We start from the raw sequence: 15,094 nt of genomic DNA, 5'->3' as shown, positions 1-15,094 counted from the left end.
TGCCTGACCGGCGGCCCCCTCAGGGCCGCGACTCGAGCGCGCCAGCGCTCCAATAAACACAGCAAGAGGCCCCGCTCCCATGGGGGGAGCGGGGCCTCACACAGTTGAATCCGGGCCGAGGCCCGCCGACAACTACTTCTTGTCAGCCCACACGCTGGTGCCGTCCGGCGCCTGGAACACGCTCAGCAGTTCGATACCCGAAGCGAGGGCAACCGGGCCACCGACGACGATCGTGCCGATAACGCCACCGATCGCCGCACCGCCGACCACGCCACCGAGGCACAGGGGGATCACCAGCGGACCGCCCGCGAGGCCCGCGACGCAGCCGATCAACGCGCCGACAGCGGTGCCGAGGAACGCGCCGATGGCAGTGCCGACCGAGAACTTGGTGGAGAAGTCGTTGATCGCCCGCTGGTTCTCCTGAGCCGACGCGATGTCCTTCGCCGCGGCGACCGGCTTGACGCCGAGCTTCTGGTCAGGCGAGATGGCGAGGTCCGCGGGCTTGTCCGGGGTGATCTTCAGGACGGTCGAGTCCTCGATGACCTCGGTCTTGGCCGGGATGTCGGTGCCGTTGATCGAGAACGCGATCGGCACGACGACCTGCAGTCCGCCACGTGAGTCCTTGATCTCGGCGACCTTGGTCTTCGGCGCCTCGGGAGTCTCCCCGTCCTTCTCCACAATCGAGAAGGTGCCGTTCTTCACGGTGGCGACGACGGTCTTGTCGACCAGCTTCACCGAGTACTTGATGTCCTGCGGCGCCTCTTCGGCATGAGCGGTGCCCATCGCCACGGTCATCGCCCCGATAACCAGCGCGGCAGCCGCAGTGGTCCTACGGAAGTTCATTCAGGTTCCAATCCATCAGGTGTGGTGCGTAGTGCGATCCAGCGACACGCGAGACTCGTCAAGCGGGGCATCTCTATGAGATGTCCCCTACTTCTCCCCGAGCGATGTGAAGACCGGCACAGCATGCAGAACAGCTGGAGCTTAATCGACCGAAACCGCTGAGACCAGAAGGAATTTCGGTGGATTTAGTAAGCCTGACCTTAGCTTCATCGCAGTTCACGCACGGTTTACGGTGTTAGGCAGTCGCTACGGAACCTCCGCAGCAAACACTTTTGTGATATTGATCACAGGCAAACGCCAGGTCAAGTGCCAGTAAACGAGGTCAGACGGCAAATGGCGATCCTACGATGGGCGCCGTTAGTTACTGGCGGGTAACTTAACGGCAGTTACGATACGAACAACCGAGCGGGGTCTCCTCGCTCAGACCCTCGTGTTGCCTCGAAAGAAAGGTCGCGACATGAATGCCCTGACTATCACGTTGGGCACGATTGGAGCTGTGCTGAGCCTGTTCTGTTGGGCGTCGTTTATCGGCGGCGCATGGAACATCGGCAAGGCCATCACCATCGGCCAGTCAGCTCCCGATCGTTGGCGACCGTTCTTCCCGCGGTTCAAGAACATGTTCGTCGAGGTCGCGGCCCACACGCGGATGAACAAGTTCCGCACGGTCGGCTGGGCGCACTGGCTGGTCATGACCGGCTTCATCCTCGGCGCGATCCTCTGGTTCGAGGCATACGGCCAGACCTTCGACGGCTCGTTCCACTGGCCGATCATCGGCGACTTGGCGATCTACCACCTCGTCGACGAGATCCTCGGCATCGGCACCGTGGTCGGCATCGGCACGCTGATCATCATCCGCCAGCTGAACCACCCGCGGATTCCCGAGCGCCTGTCGCGTTTCAGCGGCTCCAAGATGGCGCCCGCCTATGTCATCGAGACGATCGTCTTGATGGAGGGCCTCGGCATGATCATGGTCAAGGCGGGCAAGATCGCCACCTACGGCCACGGGCACGCCTCGACCGACTTCTTCACCATGCAGATCGCCAAGCTGCTGCCCGCGAGCCCGACCATGGTGTCGATCTTCGCGTTCATCAAGCTGATGTCGGGCATGGCCTTCCTGTACCTGGTCGGCCGCAACATCACCTGGGGCGTCGCCTGGCACCGCTTCTCGGCCTTCTTCAACATCTACTTCAAGCGCGAGGGCGACGGCACCGTCGCCCTCGGCGCCGCCGCGCCGATGATCTCCAACGGCAAGGTTCTCGACATGGAGAACGTCGACCCCGAGGTCGACACCCTGGGCGCGGGCCGCATGGAGGACTTCTCCTGGAAGGGCTGGCTCGACTTCACCACCTGCACCGAGTGCGGTCGCTGCCAGTCACAGTGCCCCGCCTGGAACACCGGCAAGCCGCTCTCGCCGAAGCTGCTGATCATGTCGCTGCGCGACCACGGTTACGCCGCCGCCCCCTACCTGCTGGCCGGTGGCCGCAAGGACGCCGGTGGCGACGAGGTCGGTCTGGTCGACGCCGACGGCAAGCCCGACGAGGCCGCGCTGGCCAAGATCCCCGAGGCCGCCCGTCTCGAGGCCGATCGCCCGCTGGTCGGTGGCGAGGACGTCCACGGCATCATCGACCCCGAAGTGCTCTGGTCGTGCACGACCTGTGGCGCGTGCGTCGAGCAGTGCCCGGTCGATATCGAGCACGTCGATCACATCATCGACATGCGCCGCTACCAGGTGCTGATCGAGTCGGAGTTCCCGTCCGAGCTGGCCGGTCTGTTCAAGAACCTGGAGAACAAGGGCAACCCGTGGGGTCAGAACTCCAAGGACCGCCTCAACTGGATCAAGGAAGTCGATTTCGACATCCCGGTGTTCGGTAAGGACGCCGACAGCTTCGACGGCTACGAGTACCTGTTCTGGGTCGGCTGCGCCGGCGCCTACGAGGACCGGGCCAAGAAGACCACCAAGGCCGTCGCCGAGCTCCTCGCGACCGCGGGGACCAAGTTCATGGTGCTCGGCGCGGAGGAGACCTGCACCGGCGACTCGGCTCGTCGCGCGGGCAACGAGTTCCTGTTCCAGCAGCTGGCGCTGCAGAACATCGAGGTCATCAACTCGGTGTTCGAAGGTGTCGAGCAGTCGAAGAAGAAGATCGTCGTCACCTGCGCGCACTGCTTCAACGCGCTCAACAACGAGTACCCGCAGGTCGGTGGCAACTACGAGGTCGTGCACCACACCCAGTTGCTGAACCGGCTCGTGCGCCAGAAGCAGCTGGTGCCGGTCGCGACGGTGTCGCAGAACATCACCTATCACGACCCGTGCTACCTGGGTCGGCACAACAAGATCTACAACGCCCCGCGTGAGCTGATGGAAGCCTCGGGCTCCACGCTGGTCGAGATGCCTCGGCACGCCGAGCGCTCCATGTGCTGTGGTGCCGGTGGTGCGCGCATGTGGATGGAAGAACAGCTCGGCAAGCGCATCAACGTCGACCGCGTCGACGAGGCACTGTCGACCAATCCGACCAAGATCGCGACCGGCTGCCCGTTCTGCCGGGTCATGCTCAACGACGGTGTGACCGCGCGTCAGGAACAGGGTCTGGGTGAGGGTGTCGAGGTTGTCGACGTCTCACAGCTGATGCTGGACTCGATCACTCGCATCGATGCCGCGCAACTGTCGGCCAATCTGGTTGTCGTCCAGGAACCCAAGGCCGAGCCGGAACCCGAGCCCGAACCGGAGCCGGTAGTTGCCCAGGTTGCCACCGAAGCCGCTCCGAAGGCCGCGCCTGCCGGTGGTGGGCTCGGCATGAAGGGCGCCGCGAAAGCTCCCGGCGGTGGACTCGGCATGAAGGGTGCGGCCAAGGCTCCGGGTGCGAAAGCGCCTGCCGCCGAAGCAGCTCCGACATCCGACGCCGCTGCGCCTGCGCCCGCCAAGGGCCTCGGGATGAAGGGTGCCGCGAAGGCGCCAGGTGGACTCGGCATGAAGGGTGGAGCGAAGGCGCCCGGTGCGAAGGCTCCTGCGGGCGAAGCGGCCCCGGCCGCCGAAACCGCGGCTCCGGCCAAGGGTCTGGGGATGAAGGGCGCCGCGAAGGCTCCGGGCGGACTTGGCATGAAGGGCGGTATCAAAGCCCCCGGTGCAAAGGCCCCCGTGGCAACTCCTGCGCCGACAGCTCCGGCCGAGGCGGAGACTTCCGCGCAAGCTCCCGAGGTTTCGGCCCCTGCCGAAGCCAAGCCATCGGTGCCCGCCAAGGGCCTGGCCATGAAGTCCGGTCTGAAACGACCGGCCGCCAAGGCTCCCGGCTCCAATGCCGCGGCCACCACGGCACCGGCAGCAGAGGCGACTCCCGCCGAAGCCACCGAGGCTCCCGAGGCGGCGGCCCCGACCGAAGCCACCGAGGCCGCGGCCCCGACCGAAGCCAAGCCATCGGTGCCCGCCAAGGGCCTGGCGATGAAGTCCGGTCTGAAGCGCCCCGGCCCGAAGGCCCCCGGCACCGCTGCGGCTCCGGCCGCAGCACCGGCCGAGACTCCCGCTGCCCCGGCTGAATCCCCGGCCCCGGCCGAACCGGAAGCCCCGGCGGCGGAACCGGCCGGTCAGGCCGATACCACCAACGGCAATGGCAACGGCACCTCGGCAGCCCCGCCGACCGCCAAGCCCGGCGGCCTCGGCTTCAAGTCCGGAGCGAAGTCCCCGGGTCGCAAGAACTAGTAACCGAACATCGAATACCCAGTGAGGCGCGGATTCCCGGGAATCCGCGCCTCACTGTTTCTTCGCAGTCACCCGGCCCGATGCCGCAGGCCCGCTCAGCAATCAGCGAACCAAGCCTTGACGAACCCCGCCGACTGATAGGCGTAATCCCACGCCCAGCGCACCGGCGACAGCTGAGGTTCGGGGTCGGTGAACAGCAACTCCCCCGCCCAGCATTTCCCGAGGATGTACCGGGCGCGGGAGATGTGTGGGGTGAAGGTGACCACGATGACGCGGTCCCAGTCGGCACCGAGACGGGCCAGCTCCCGCCCCTCACCGAGAGTCGTGCGGGGCGAGGGATCGAAGCAGATCACGTCGAAGCTGTAGCCCCCGTGACAGATTCGATTCACCATCGGACTGTGGTCATACGGGTTGGAGATCAGAACGCGTGGCGCGTACCCCTGCGCGGCCAACCGCAGCCCCAGTTGCTCGCGGCCGTCGTGCGCACCACCGAGGACAAGAATCGCATCGGCGACCCGCGGATCGTCCGTGCGTGGGCGCACATACACCGGCCACAGCGCGACCACCGCGATCAACACCATGACCAGTGAGCCGCCCGTGGCGATCAGGACCCGGCGCATAGTCGATGCTCCATCCGCGATGGCGTATTCCTGCGATCCACCCGATTATGCCAATCCGAGCGAACCGGCGCGGCTCGCCGTGAGTGCAGACCCACGATCCGAACCGTGCACCCGCCGGCTTCTCATTTCCCCAGGTGAGAGCCCCGCGACCCGATAGCCTCAGCGCGCGTTTCCCCCTGTACACCAGATGTTGCGCCCCCTCTTGCCTCACTGACGCGGCGTAGCCACGCGCGCCGCTTACCAACAGAACTATGCGATGCACAGTCTTCGGAACCGGGTACCTCGGAGCCACGCATGCAGCGTGTATGGCCGAGTTGGGACACGACGTGGTCGGGGTTGATATCGACCCCGGCAAAGTGGCCAAGTTGGCCGACGGTGTGGTGCCGTTCTACGAACCGGGGCTGGAGGACGTGCTGCAACGCAACCTCGCCGCCGGCCGCCTGCGCTTCACCACCGATTACGCCGATGCCGCGACCCATGCCGACGTGCACTTCCTCGGTGTCGGGACACCGCAGAAGAAGGGCGAGTACGGCGCCGACCTGAAGTACGTGCACGCGGTGGTGGATACCCTCGCCCCGATGCTGGAACGCCCGGCGATGATCGTCGGCAAGTCCACGGTGCCGGTGGGAACCGCCGCGGCTCTCGGCGTCCGGGCTCGCGCGCAGGCGAAGGTCGACGTCGAGGTCGCCTGGAACCCCGAGTTCCTGCGCGAGGGTTTCGCGGTGCAGGACACGCTGCGCCCCGACCGCATGGTCCTCGGACTCGATCACGACCGGGAGCGCTCGGCGTGGGTCGAGGAGCACATCCGCGAGATCTACGCCGACCTCATCGCCGCCGAGATCCCCTTCCTGCTCACCGATCTGGCCACCGCCGAGTTGGTGAAGGTCTCGGCGAATGCCTTCCTGGCGACGAAGATCTCGTTCATCAATGCCGTGTCGGAGGTGTGTGAGGCCACCGGCGCCGACGTCACCATGCTGGCCGACGCGCTCGGTTACGACGCCCGCATCGGCCGCCGATTCCTCAATGCCGGGCTCGGTTTCGGCGGTGGCTGCTTACCCAAGGACATCCGCGCCTTCATGGCCCGCTCGGGGGAACTCGGCGCCGATCATGCCGTGGCCTTCCTGCGCGAGGTCGACAACATCAATATGCGCCGCCGCACGAAGGTCGTCGACATGGCCGCCCGTGCCTGCGGCGGTTCGCTGCTCGGCGCGAACGTGGCGGTACTCGGCGCGGCGTTCAAGCCCGAATCCGACGATGTGCGTGATTCGCCCGCGTTGAATGTGGCGGGGATGATCCAGCTGCACGGCGCCGTCGTCACCGTGTACGACCCCAAGGCAGTGGAGAATTCGCGCCGCGTGTTCCCCACGTTGAACTACGCCACCTCGGTCTCGGAGGCCTGTGATCGCGCCGATGTGGTACTGGTCCTTACCGAGTGGAACGAATTCACGGCGTTGACGCCGGCCGACCTCGACCCGGTGGTCCGGTCCCGTTCGATCATCGATGGTCGCAACTGCTTGGACAGCGCGGCTTGGCGTGCCGCCGGGTGGGTATACGCCGGACTCGGCACCCCGTAGAGTAACGAGCCAAGCGGGGGCTGGGGCGGATCTCGGTCCGCATTATCGCAGTCCTTCGCATGTCGTGCAGTGCGGACGAGATGGGCAGCGGATGAGTTCGGTTCTGGGGATATCGGTGGGGGCCGGGACGGTGCGCCTCGCGTGTCCGCAGCACGGTGGCCCGCACGAGTCCGTTCCGCCGTATTCGTTCGACGTGCAGTCCATCTCGATGCCGGAGCGCCAGGCCGAGGAGTACGCCGCCGACGCGATCGCCGCCACGCTGGCCGCGGCGCCGGACGTCGCCGCCACCACCATCACCTTCCGCAGCGAGCCGCAGGCCAAGGCGGTTCGGGCCGCGATGGCACGGCGTCAGCTCACGAACTACCAGCTCGTTCCCGAAGCCGTTGCCGCCGTGCACTTCGCCCATGCCACCAGTGATATGCGCGAGGTGTCCACGCTGGCCGTCTACGACCTGGGCAGTTCGGGTCTCACGGTGAGCGTGATCAACGCCCGCACCAGCGATGTGTACCAGTGCGAGCGGATCAGCGATATCAGCGGCGACTACTTGGATTCGCTGATCAGGGAGCAGCAGATCGCCTCGGGCCGGATCGCGCATCCGGCCGATCCGGCGGGGTTGGCCGCTCTCGACGGGCTGTGCCGGGCCGCCAAGGAGCAGCTGTCCAACAGCAACGCGGTGGCCCTGCCCAGCGAGCAGGGCCTGGTACTGCTCACGCAGGAGAATTTCGAAGCGCTGATGATGCTGGCGATCGAGTCGTCGGCGCGGATGACCCGCGATGTCATCATCCGCGCGCAGCATCCGGTGCAGGCGGTGCTGGTTCTCGGTGGTGGAGCCCGGATTCCGCTGATCGCGCGCGTACTGGAGCGCACGATCGGCGTGCCGGTGATCGTGCCCGCCGAGCCGGAAACGGCCCTGGCCCGCGGCGCCGCGTTACTGGCGCGTCCCGCCCAGGTCCAGCAAGCGCCCGTGGCCCCGGCACCGATGCCGGTGGGCGAGCACGACGACGCCACTCCCGCCTGGCTCACCGCCCCGACCCGCGGTCGCCGCCCGCTCAGCGCGCTCACCAACCGCGCGCATTCGCGCCGGGAACTGAACGTGGCGGTGCTGACGGTGAGTTCGCTGGTGGTGGTCGCCGCGATCGGCCTCGGCCTCGGCTACGGCCCCCAGGTACTCGAGCGCGGTTCGTCGAGCGACGGTTCGCAAGCCGTCCCAGCGACCACTCCGCCGCGTCCGAGCGCTGTCGGCCCCACGACGGCCCCGGCCGCGACCACCGAGGCACAGCACGAAACCGTCGCCGCGCCACCGGTCAATCCGAATCAGGCCGAGGAGACCACCGCCGCGCCACCGACCCAGGGCCCCAACACCTTCACCGTGGTCCCCGGCCTGCCCCCGGTGGTCCTGCCGACGCTGCCCCCGGTGGTCCTGCCCGGCTTCCCACCTGCCGGTCAGTAACCGTTCCCGCCTGCTGGACGCCGAACCGAGTTCCGGACCGGCGTCCGAGCGGCCTCAGTTGCGCGCGTGCCTGGCCCGCACGGGCACGGTCGGCTTCGCGCCGAACGGGCGGGCCAGCATCACCGCGATCATCGTCGTCAACGGCACCGACAGGGCCAGCGCGATACCGCCCACCGCCGATCGGGTGATCTCGATGGCGACCGCGTCACCGGTCATCACATCGGTAATCGATCGTCCCGCCACGCTGAACAACAGCAGCAGCGGCAGCGCCCCACCGGCGTAGGCGAGCACGAGCGTGTAGACCGTGCTGGCGATGTGGTCGCGCCCGACCCGCATGGCCGCGGTGAAGATCTCGCGCCGCGACGCGCCCTCATCGAGGGCGGCGAGTTCGAAGGCCGCCGAGGCCTGGGTGATGGTCACGTCGTTGAGCACGCCGAGCGAACCGATGATGAACCCCGCCAGCAGCAACCCGGTGATGCTCACGTGCTGAATGTAGGTCGCCACGTTCGTGTTCTGTTCCTCGGACAGACCGGTGAGGTGGGTGACCTCGATCGCCAGCCAGGACAGCACTGCCGCCACCACCATCGACGCGAGCGTCCCGAGCAACGCCGAACTGGTCCGCAGATTCACCCCATGCGCGAGGTAGAGCACCACGTAGAGGATCAGCGCCCCCGACACCAGCGCGACCGGGATCGCCGACTTCCCGTCGAGCAGCGCGGGCAACAGGAACATCACCACCACCGCGAACGCGAAGCACAACCCGACCAGCGCCCGGAAGCCTCGCCACCGCGCGACCACACAGATCACCACGACGAAGGCCAGCACGATCAGGGTCAACGGCAGTCCACGCGAGTAGTCCTCGAACCCGTACATGGTGACCCCGGACGGATCCGCGGCGCGCACCATCCGGATGTCGTCGCCGGCCCGCAGATCGGGCTGGCCCGGCCCCGGCGCGATCTCGAACAGCGTCTTCTTACCCTCGTCGGGACCCGACCTGATGTCGATGATGCTGCGCTGGCAGGTGTAGGAGGCGGTCCGCGGCGGTTCCGGCTTGTCCGCGAACACCTTGCCGTTCGACGAGCTCCCGCAGGGCCCGATGTCCTGCATGACCACGGTCCCGGCCTCGGTCTGCACCGCCCCACCGGACATGGTCTGCATCGGCAGCGGAATCTCGACGTGCTGGGCGCTCGGCCACAGGAATACCGTTGCGACCAACACCACCACCCCGATGATCCCCAACAACCCGACAACGACCTTCGCCGCGGTGTCGCTGATGGCGATGGGCCCGGAATGATCGTGATGGTGATGATGATCGCTCACGGCCCGAAGCTTAAAGGATTTGATTTTCAAGAACACGCCGCGCGACACAGGATCTCACGTAGCTTCGCCGGGAACGAGAAAACCTCCCCGGGTCCAGTTCTTGCCTGGACCCGGGGAGGCGGGTTTGTGGGCGGCGGAGAGCAGGGGGGTGTCTCCGCCGCCGGAGGCAGGCGCCCAGGGGGGTAGGCGCGCGTACCTGAGGCTCTCGGTTGTCCAGGGGGGGTAGACAACCGGGCCGGGCGCCGAAGCGCCGAGGTCTACTGTACACAAAAGTTGGACTTTTGCACTAGTAGATCTTCAAAACATCCAAGATTCCAAACTCACAGTCTGTTTTACACGGCATACCAGGATGCTCACCCCGCCCAGGGCCCATAAACGCACTGGTCAAAGCCGTGACAGGTGAGCATCAGCTGTAACTCTACTGTCGGTAGCCTGCCAGGAAATTTCCGAACCGCTCGATCGCCACGGCCAGATCCCGCGCCCACGGCAACGTCACGATCCGCAGATGATCGTTCGCGGGCCAGTTGAACCCGGTGCCCTGCACCATCAGGATCTTCTCCTGCAACAGCAGATCCAGCACAAGCTTGCCGTCGTCGTGGATCTCGTGCACATTCGGATCCAACCGGGGGAAGGCGTACAGCGCCCCACGCGGCTTCACGCACGACACACCCGGGATCATATTGAGCCGCTCCCACGCCACATCGCGCTGCTCGAGCAGCCGACCACCGGGCAGGATCAGGTCCTCGATGCTCTGATGCCCACCCAGGGCCACCTGAATGGCGTGCTGGGCGGGAACGTTCGGGCACAGCCGCGACGAGGCGAGCAGATCGACACCCTCGAGGAACCCGGCCGCGTGCTCCTTGGGTCCGGTGATCGCGAGCCAGCCCGCGCGGTACCCCGCCACCCGGTACGCCTTCGACAGACCGTTGAACGTCAGGCACAGCAGGTCGGGAGCGAGCGAGGCCAGCGAGATGTGCTGGGCGTCGTCGTAGAGGATCTTGTCGTAGATCTCATCGGCCAGCAGCAGCAACCGGTACTTGCGCGCCAGGTCCACGATCTGCTGCAACACCTCCGCCGAGTACACCGCCCCGGTCGGATTGTTCGGGTTGATCACCAGCAGGGCCTTGGTCTTGTCGGTGATCTTCGATTCGATATCGGCGATATCGGGCTGCCAGCCGTTCTCCTCGTCACACAGGTAGTGCACGGGAGTGCCGCCGGCCAGGCTGGTCATGGCCGTCCACAGCGGATAGTCGGGGGCCGGGATCAGCACCTCGTCACCATTGTCGAGCAGGGCCTGCATCGTGACGGTGATCAGCTCCGACACCCCGTTACCGAGGTAGACGTCGTCCACATCGAGCTCGGGAAATCCGGGCACCAGTTCGTACCGGGTGACGATGGCGCGCCGGGCCGACAGGATCCCCTTGGACTCCGAGTACCCCTGGGCATACGGCAGCGCGGCGATGATGTCGCGCATGATCACATCGGGGGCCTCGAACCCGAACGGGGCGGGATTGCCGATGTTGAGCTTGAGAATGCGGTGGCCTTCGGCCTCCAGGCGTGCTGCCTGTGCGTGAACCGGCCCACGGATCTCGTAGACCACGTTCTGCAGTTTGGTCGACTGCTCGAGAACGCGCGGGGGTACATGCGGCGATTGAGGACTCACGCCTCCATGTTGCCATTCGGGGCAAACCGTTTACGCGTGCCCGTGACTGTGGGCCGAACCTGGGCCGGCGACAGCCAGGTCGACAGGCAGTCGACCCGTCCCCGGCTTACCCATGGTCGTGGGTAACCAGGCGTTGCCTGATCGACTACGGTCGCGGCCGACTGCCGAGCGCCGCGGTAGCCACACAGAACTCCTCGATGCGCTCGTCGAGCCCGCGTGCTTCCACCGCGTCGCGATAGGTCGGGGCGGCGATACGGCGGCGCAGGCCGACGAGACGTTCGCTCAGCTGGGCTATGCGTTTGTCCTCGGGAAGGTCCAGGACCGGGCGCAGCGCGTCGGCGGCGCCATCGATGCTGCCGTTGATGAGGTGGGCGGCCGCGTTGTCGACGCGGGCCAGCGATTCGGCGCCGTAGGACCGTTGCAGCGGGGGACCACTCGAATAGAGGGTGATCGCGCGTTCGGTGGCGGCCAGCGCCTGTTCGGCCCGGCCGAGCTGGATGCAGGTGGCGCCCGCGTAGTAGGCGGCCTTGGGCGGGCCGAACCCGAACACGCCGCCGATCTCGTCGTGCAGCTCGTCGCGGCGGTCACCGGCCGCCACCTCGGCCGCGCGCAGGCATCGGTCGGTCTCGGTATCGCTGCCCAGCCGCGCCCACACTCTGGCCTCGATGTTGAGCAGTCGCACCCGCCCGAGACCCGGACCGACGAATTCCTGTCCGCTGCGGGCTAATTGGACGGCGTTGCGCGGACGATCGGACCAGTTCTCGATCAGCGCGTGCATGCCGCGCGTCCACGCGCGCAACCCGTTGTGCCCGCTCAGTTCCGCGTAAGCCCAAGCGGCCCTGATCTGTTCACCCGCGGCGTCGAGATAGCCCAGGTCGGTACTCGCGTTGGCCAGCAGCCCCGACAGCGTTCCCGCCAGCAGATAGAGGTGGCTGGTATCGACGGGCTTCTGCTGCCCGTCGAGTAGTCGGTACACCCGCCTGCGCACCCGCAGCATCTCCACCATCATCGGTGCCGGTGCGGCATGGACGTATTCGTTGGCGATGCGCCGGACGTCGGCGTCGAGCTGGGCCAACGTCGTGGCCCCCACATTGGTGCCCTCCGCGGCGGCCGCGTGTTCGCTGGCCTCGTGCGCAGCCGCCATGATCAACTCCCTCTCCGACAACACCTCGGGCACAGCACCTTTGACAGTTCCCGCATCGACGAACGCGAGCAGGTCGGCATCACCCGCGGGCGCCAGCAGGGTCGAGAATCGTGCGCGCACAACATCATCGGATCGGGCCAGTGACGTGTCGAGCGCGGCCTGATTCACCGGACGCGGACGAACCCGCGCCCCGCCCGCCTCCCACTTCGACACCAGCCGCTCGTGCACACCGAGATGAGCCGCGAACTCCCGGATGCTCATTCGTTTGGCATCGCGAAGAGCTCTGGCCTCTCTCCCTGTCCACTCCCCGACCACAGCGTCACCTCATCCGACGGACAACTCCCTTCCAGAGTACGAGCGTGACAGTGAGACACGCCGCAAGTTCGTGGAATCGATTGCCAGAGGCAGTGAAAGGGCGGTGAGGGGCAGTGGTCACGCACTCGGGTATAGGCGATTCTGGAAACGTGGAAGCCAGAACTGTCAACGACTGGGTACGTTGTTACCAGCGTGAATTCCGGCTACCCGTCCGCGAGCGCGGCGGCTTTGTGATGCTGCCGATCACCGACCGGCTGTGCGTGGTGCATCTGCCGACCACGCGCGCCGAGAAGGTGCTAGCGGCGCTGCGCGAGCAACGCTGTGAGGGGCCGGTGCTGGCACGCCAGATCCGCTGGAGCGTGCTCGCCGTTCCCGACGCCAGGCCCTCCGAGGAAGAGGCCGCCGAGCTCGCGGGGCTCGATATCGATATCCCCGGCATCGGCAGCGCCGTGATGCTGCCGACCAACCTCGGCCGCTGGAGCCGGGAGGGCTGTCACTGGGTGCGCCCGCCGTCCGGCGGCGGCGACACCCTGCCCGCGCTGTCGCTGGTGCTGCGGATCGCCGTGGCGGCCGGTCCTCAGCGGGTCTCGACCGCGCTCAAGGAATCGGGCGAGAGAGGAAAGTTGAGGTACGACCGCGACGGTGTCGGCCCTCGCTGACCCTGATACTTCGACCCGGCCTTGGCGCTGCCGTACGGGTGCTCGGCCGGGCTGGACAGCCGGATCAGGCACAACTGCCCGATCTTCATCCCCGGCCACAGCGTGATCGGCAGATTCGCCACATTCGACAGCTCCAGCGTGATGTGCCCACTGAACCCCGGATCGATGAACCCCGCCGTCGAATGCGTGAGCAGCCCCAGCCGCCCCAAACTCGACTTGCCCTCCAGCCGCCCCGCCAGATCGTCGGGCAGCGAGCACACCTCGAGCGTCGACCCGAGCACGAACTCCCCCGGATGCAGCACGAACGGCTCCCCCGGCTTCGGCTCGACCAGGCTGGTCAGCTCGTCCTGCTGCTGCGCCGGATCGATATGGGTGTACCGACTGTTGTCGAACACTCGGAACAACCCGTCGAGACGCACGTCGATACTCGACGGCTGAACCATCGACTCGAGCATCGGTTCGACACCGAGCCGCCCAGCGGCGATCTCGGCCCTGATGTCACGATCGGAGAGCAGCACCGACCCAGTGTAGGCAGCTACACCCCAGGTAGAACCCCCACCCCTGAACCCCCACCCCACCAGACCCCCCAACAGTCACATCGCCCCGGCCGAGTTCTGATAGAGTCACCAGCGCACTGCCGATGTAGTTCAATGGTAGAACTTCTGCTTCCCAAGCAGATGGCGCGGGTTCGATTCCCGTCATCGGCTCAACGACGAAAGACCCCAGGATTTCCTGGGGTCTTTCGTCGTTTCTCAGCTCGAACGGTGGGTTCAGCCGGCGTGCAGGGTGCGGAACTTGCTGCCGTGGAAGACCAGTGGGTCGATGTCCTCGCGGGCGGCGACGCGGTTCACGCGCAGGATCACCACGAGATGGTCGCCCGCGAGGACCTGCGTTTCCGGTACCCCTTCGATCCAGGCGGTAGCGCCGTCGATGAATACCGCTTCGCCGGTTCCGCGGTGCAGGGCGGTTTCGCGGAAGCGGTCGCCGTTGCGGGCGCCCAGTGCCTTGGCGGCGGCCTGCTGGTCGGTGCCGAGCAGGCTGAGGCCGAGGTGACCGGCGTCGGCCAGTTTCGGCCAGGTCGACGACGAGTTCTGCACGCAGAACGAGACGAGCGGCGGGTCGAGGGAGACGGGCACGAAGGTGCTCACCGCCAGACCGTGCGGGACGCCGTCGATCTCGGCGCAGACGGCCACCACACCGCTGGGAAAGTTGGCGAAGGCGCGGCGTAGGCCGTTGCCGTCGGCGGGAAAGTCCAAGAGCTCATGCATGATTCGTTGCCTCCACCGGCCGCAGGGCCGGGTCTGTCAGTGCCGCGACGACGGGTCCCCATCGCCGCGCGTATTCCTCGATGACGCCGTCCTCGCCGAACGTCCGGTCGGACAGGTACAGCCCGGGCAGCGCGGCAGTGCCGCCGATCTCCACCAGGACGGGTTTGAGCAGCAGGTCGGGCGCGAGTGCGTGGGTCGGACCCGCGCCGAGCATCACCGGCACGGTCACCACACCGGCCAGCCCGGTGCCGCCGTCGAACTGTTCGAGGAACAGTTTCAGCAGCCCGGTGTAGGTGGCTTTGAAGGTGGGGCTGGCGAACACGACCAGCTCCGACGACGCGACGGTGCGCGCGGCCGCCGCCACCGCCGGGTCACCCCAGCCGAGCAGCCCGGGCCCGAGGGTGACCAGGTCGATCGTGGTGGGCTCGGTGTCGGGGCGCAGCGCCCGTGCGACCTGCACGGCCGCGGTGAGGGTGCGCGATGCCGGTTTCGGGTTTCCGACGACAACCGTCACTGTCATGGAATGTCCTTGTCTCGCATGGTGGTT

General features: G+C 66.8%; 12 protein-coding genes and 1 tRNA gene. 5 read left to right on the top strand and 8 right to left on the bottom strand.

Annotation, left to right across the window (positions count from 1 at the left end; all coding sequences use genetic code 11):
* Positions 1-132: 132 nt before the first annotated feature.
* A complete protein-coding gene (locus NA12_RS23575) occupies positions 133-843 on the bottom strand; it encodes a DUF8020 domain-containing protein (protein ID WP_067455332.1) in 711 nt (236 codons plus the stop codon).
* A 457-nt stretch (positions 844-1,300) separates the two neighbouring features.
* Between NA12_RS23575 and NA12_RS23570 the strand changes: the two genes are divergently transcribed.
* Positions 1,301-4,534: a heterodisulfide reductase-related iron-sulfur binding cluster gene (locus NA12_RS23570; protein ID WP_067455329.1), complete on the top strand. Its 3,234-nt coding sequence runs from the start codon at positions 1,301-1,303 to the stop codon at positions 4,532-4,534.
* A 95-nt stretch (positions 4,535-4,629) separates the two neighbouring features.
* On the opposite strand, the gene NA12_RS23565 is transcribed toward NA12_RS23570, so the two are convergent.
* Complete coding sequence (locus NA12_RS23565) at positions 4,630-5,154, bottom strand: YdcF family protein (RefSeq protein WP_067455326.1); 525 nt, start codon at positions 5,152-5,154, stop codon at positions 4,630-4,632.
* Positions 5,155-5,405: 251 nt separating this feature from the next.
* Here NA12_RS23565 and NA12_RS23560 point away from each other — a divergent pair, with 251 nt between their 5' ends.
* Positions 5,406-6,728 carry a UDP-glucose dehydrogenase family protein gene (locus NA12_RS23560; RefSeq protein ID WP_067455324.1) on the top strand — a complete coding sequence of 441 codons (1,323 nt, stop codon included), beginning with the start codon at positions 5,406-5,408 and terminating at the stop codon, positions 6,726-6,728.
* 91 nt (positions 6,729-6,819) lie between these two features.
* On the top strand, positions 6,820-8,178 hold the full coding sequence (locus NA12_RS23555) for a DUF7159 family protein (RefSeq protein ID WP_165914761.1): 1,359 nt from the start codon (positions 6,820-6,822) through the stop codon (positions 8,176-8,178).
* Positions 8,179-8,232: 54 nt separating this feature from the next.
* Here the strand turns inward: NA12_RS23555 and NA12_RS23550 are convergent, their stop codons facing one another.
* From NA12_RS23550 to NA12_RS23540, 3 genes are all read right to left on the bottom strand, one after another.
* Positions 8,233-9,498, bottom strand: a complete 1,266-nt coding sequence (locus NA12_RS23550) for a YibE/F family protein (protein ID WP_067455322.1) — start codon at positions 9,496-9,498, stop codon at positions 8,233-8,235.
* A 418-nt stretch (positions 9,499-9,916) separates the two neighbouring features.
* Positions 9,917-11,161 (bottom strand): pyridoxal phosphate-dependent aminotransferase, encoded by a 1,245-nt coding sequence (locus NA12_RS23545; protein ID WP_067455318.1) that lies wholly within the window; start codon positions 11,159-11,161, stop codon positions 9,917-9,919.
* Positions 11,162-11,306: 145 nt separating this feature from the next.
* Positions 11,307-12,566 carry a helix-turn-helix domain-containing protein gene (locus NA12_RS23540; RefSeq protein WP_132369711.1) on the bottom strand — a complete coding sequence of 420 codons (1,260 nt, stop codon included), beginning with the start codon at positions 12,564-12,566 and terminating at the stop codon, positions 11,307-11,309.
* A gap of 203 nt (positions 12,567-12,769) precedes the next feature.
* On the opposite strand from NA12_RS23540, the gene NA12_RS33265 reads away from it, so the two are divergent.
* Complete coding sequence (locus NA12_RS33265) at positions 12,770-13,279, top strand: hypothetical protein (RefSeq protein ID WP_243654769.1); 510 nt, start codon at positions 12,770-12,772, stop codon at positions 13,277-13,279.
* Here NA12_RS33265 and dcd read toward each other — a convergent pair.
* Positions 13,198-13,797 (bottom strand): dCTP deaminase, encoded by a 600-nt coding sequence (gene dcd / locus NA12_RS23535; RefSeq protein ID WP_067455312.1) that lies wholly within the window; start codon positions 13,795-13,797, stop codon positions 13,198-13,200. The genes NA12_RS33265 and dcd overlap by 82 nt on opposite strands.
* A gap of 118 nt (positions 13,798-13,915) precedes the next feature.
* On the opposite strand from dcd, the gene NA12_RS23530 reads away from it, so the two are divergent.
* Positions 13,916-13,986, top strand: a tRNA-Gly gene (locus NA12_RS23530).
* A gap of 63 nt (positions 13,987-14,049) precedes the next feature.
* Here the strand turns inward: NA12_RS23530 and NA12_RS23525 are convergent.
* Both NA12_RS23525 and NA12_RS23520 read right to left on the bottom strand, forming a co-directional pair.
* Positions 14,050-14,547: a flavin reductase family protein gene (locus NA12_RS23525; protein ID WP_067455309.1), complete on the bottom strand. Its 498-nt coding sequence runs from the start codon at positions 14,545-14,547 to the stop codon at positions 14,050-14,052.
* A complete protein-coding gene (locus NA12_RS23520) occupies positions 14,540-15,067 on the bottom strand; it encodes an NADPH-dependent FMN reductase (protein WP_067455306.1) in 528 nt (175 codons plus the stop codon). The genes NA12_RS23525 and NA12_RS23520 overlap by 8 nt, the downstream gene beginning before the upstream one ends.
* Positions 15,068-15,094 lie beyond the last annotated feature (27 nt).

Origin of the sequence: Nocardia alba NBRC 108234 (assembly GCF_001612665.1) — a bacterium.
Classification (GTDB): domain Bacteria; phylum Actinomycetota; class Actinomycetes; order Mycobacteriales; family Mycobacteriaceae; genus Nocardia; species Nocardia alba.
Note: the sequence above shows the minus strand (reverse complement) of the source record. Positions and strands in the feature narration are given on the sequence as shown.

Excerpts from the sequence above, each read along its gene's own strand:
- NA12_RS23565 (WP_067455326.1), bottom strand. The coding sequence starts at position 5,154 with ATGCGCCGGGTCCTGATCGCCACGGGCGGCTCACTGGTCATGGTGTTG.
- NA12_RS23560 (WP_067455324.1), top strand. The coding sequence starts at position 5,406 with ATGCGATGCACAGTCTTCGGAACCGGGTACCTCGGAGCCACGCATGCA.
- NA12_RS23540 (WP_132369711.1), bottom strand. The coding sequence starts at position 12,566 with ATGAGCATCCGGGAGTTCGCGGCTCATCTCGGTGTGCACGAGCGGCTG.
- NA12_RS23520 (WP_067455306.1), bottom strand. The coding sequence starts at position 15,067 with ATGACAGTGACGGTTGTCGTCGGAAACCCGAAACCGGCATCGCGCACC.
- NA12_RS23525 (WP_067455309.1), bottom strand. The coding sequence starts at position 14,547 with ATGCATGAGCTCTTGGACTTTCCCGCCGACGGCAACGGCCTACGCCGC.
- NA12_RS23555 (WP_165914761.1), top strand. The coding sequence starts at position 6,820 with ATGAGTTCGGTTCTGGGGATATCGGTGGGGGCCGGGACGGTGCGCCTC.
- NA12_RS23575 (WP_067455332.1), bottom strand. The coding sequence starts at position 843 with ATGAACTTCCGTAGGACCACTGCGGCTGCCGCGCTGGTTATCGGGGCG.
- NA12_RS23570 (WP_067455329.1), top strand. The coding sequence starts at position 1,301 with ATGAATGCCCTGACTATCACGTTGGGCACGATTGGAGCTGTGCTGAGC.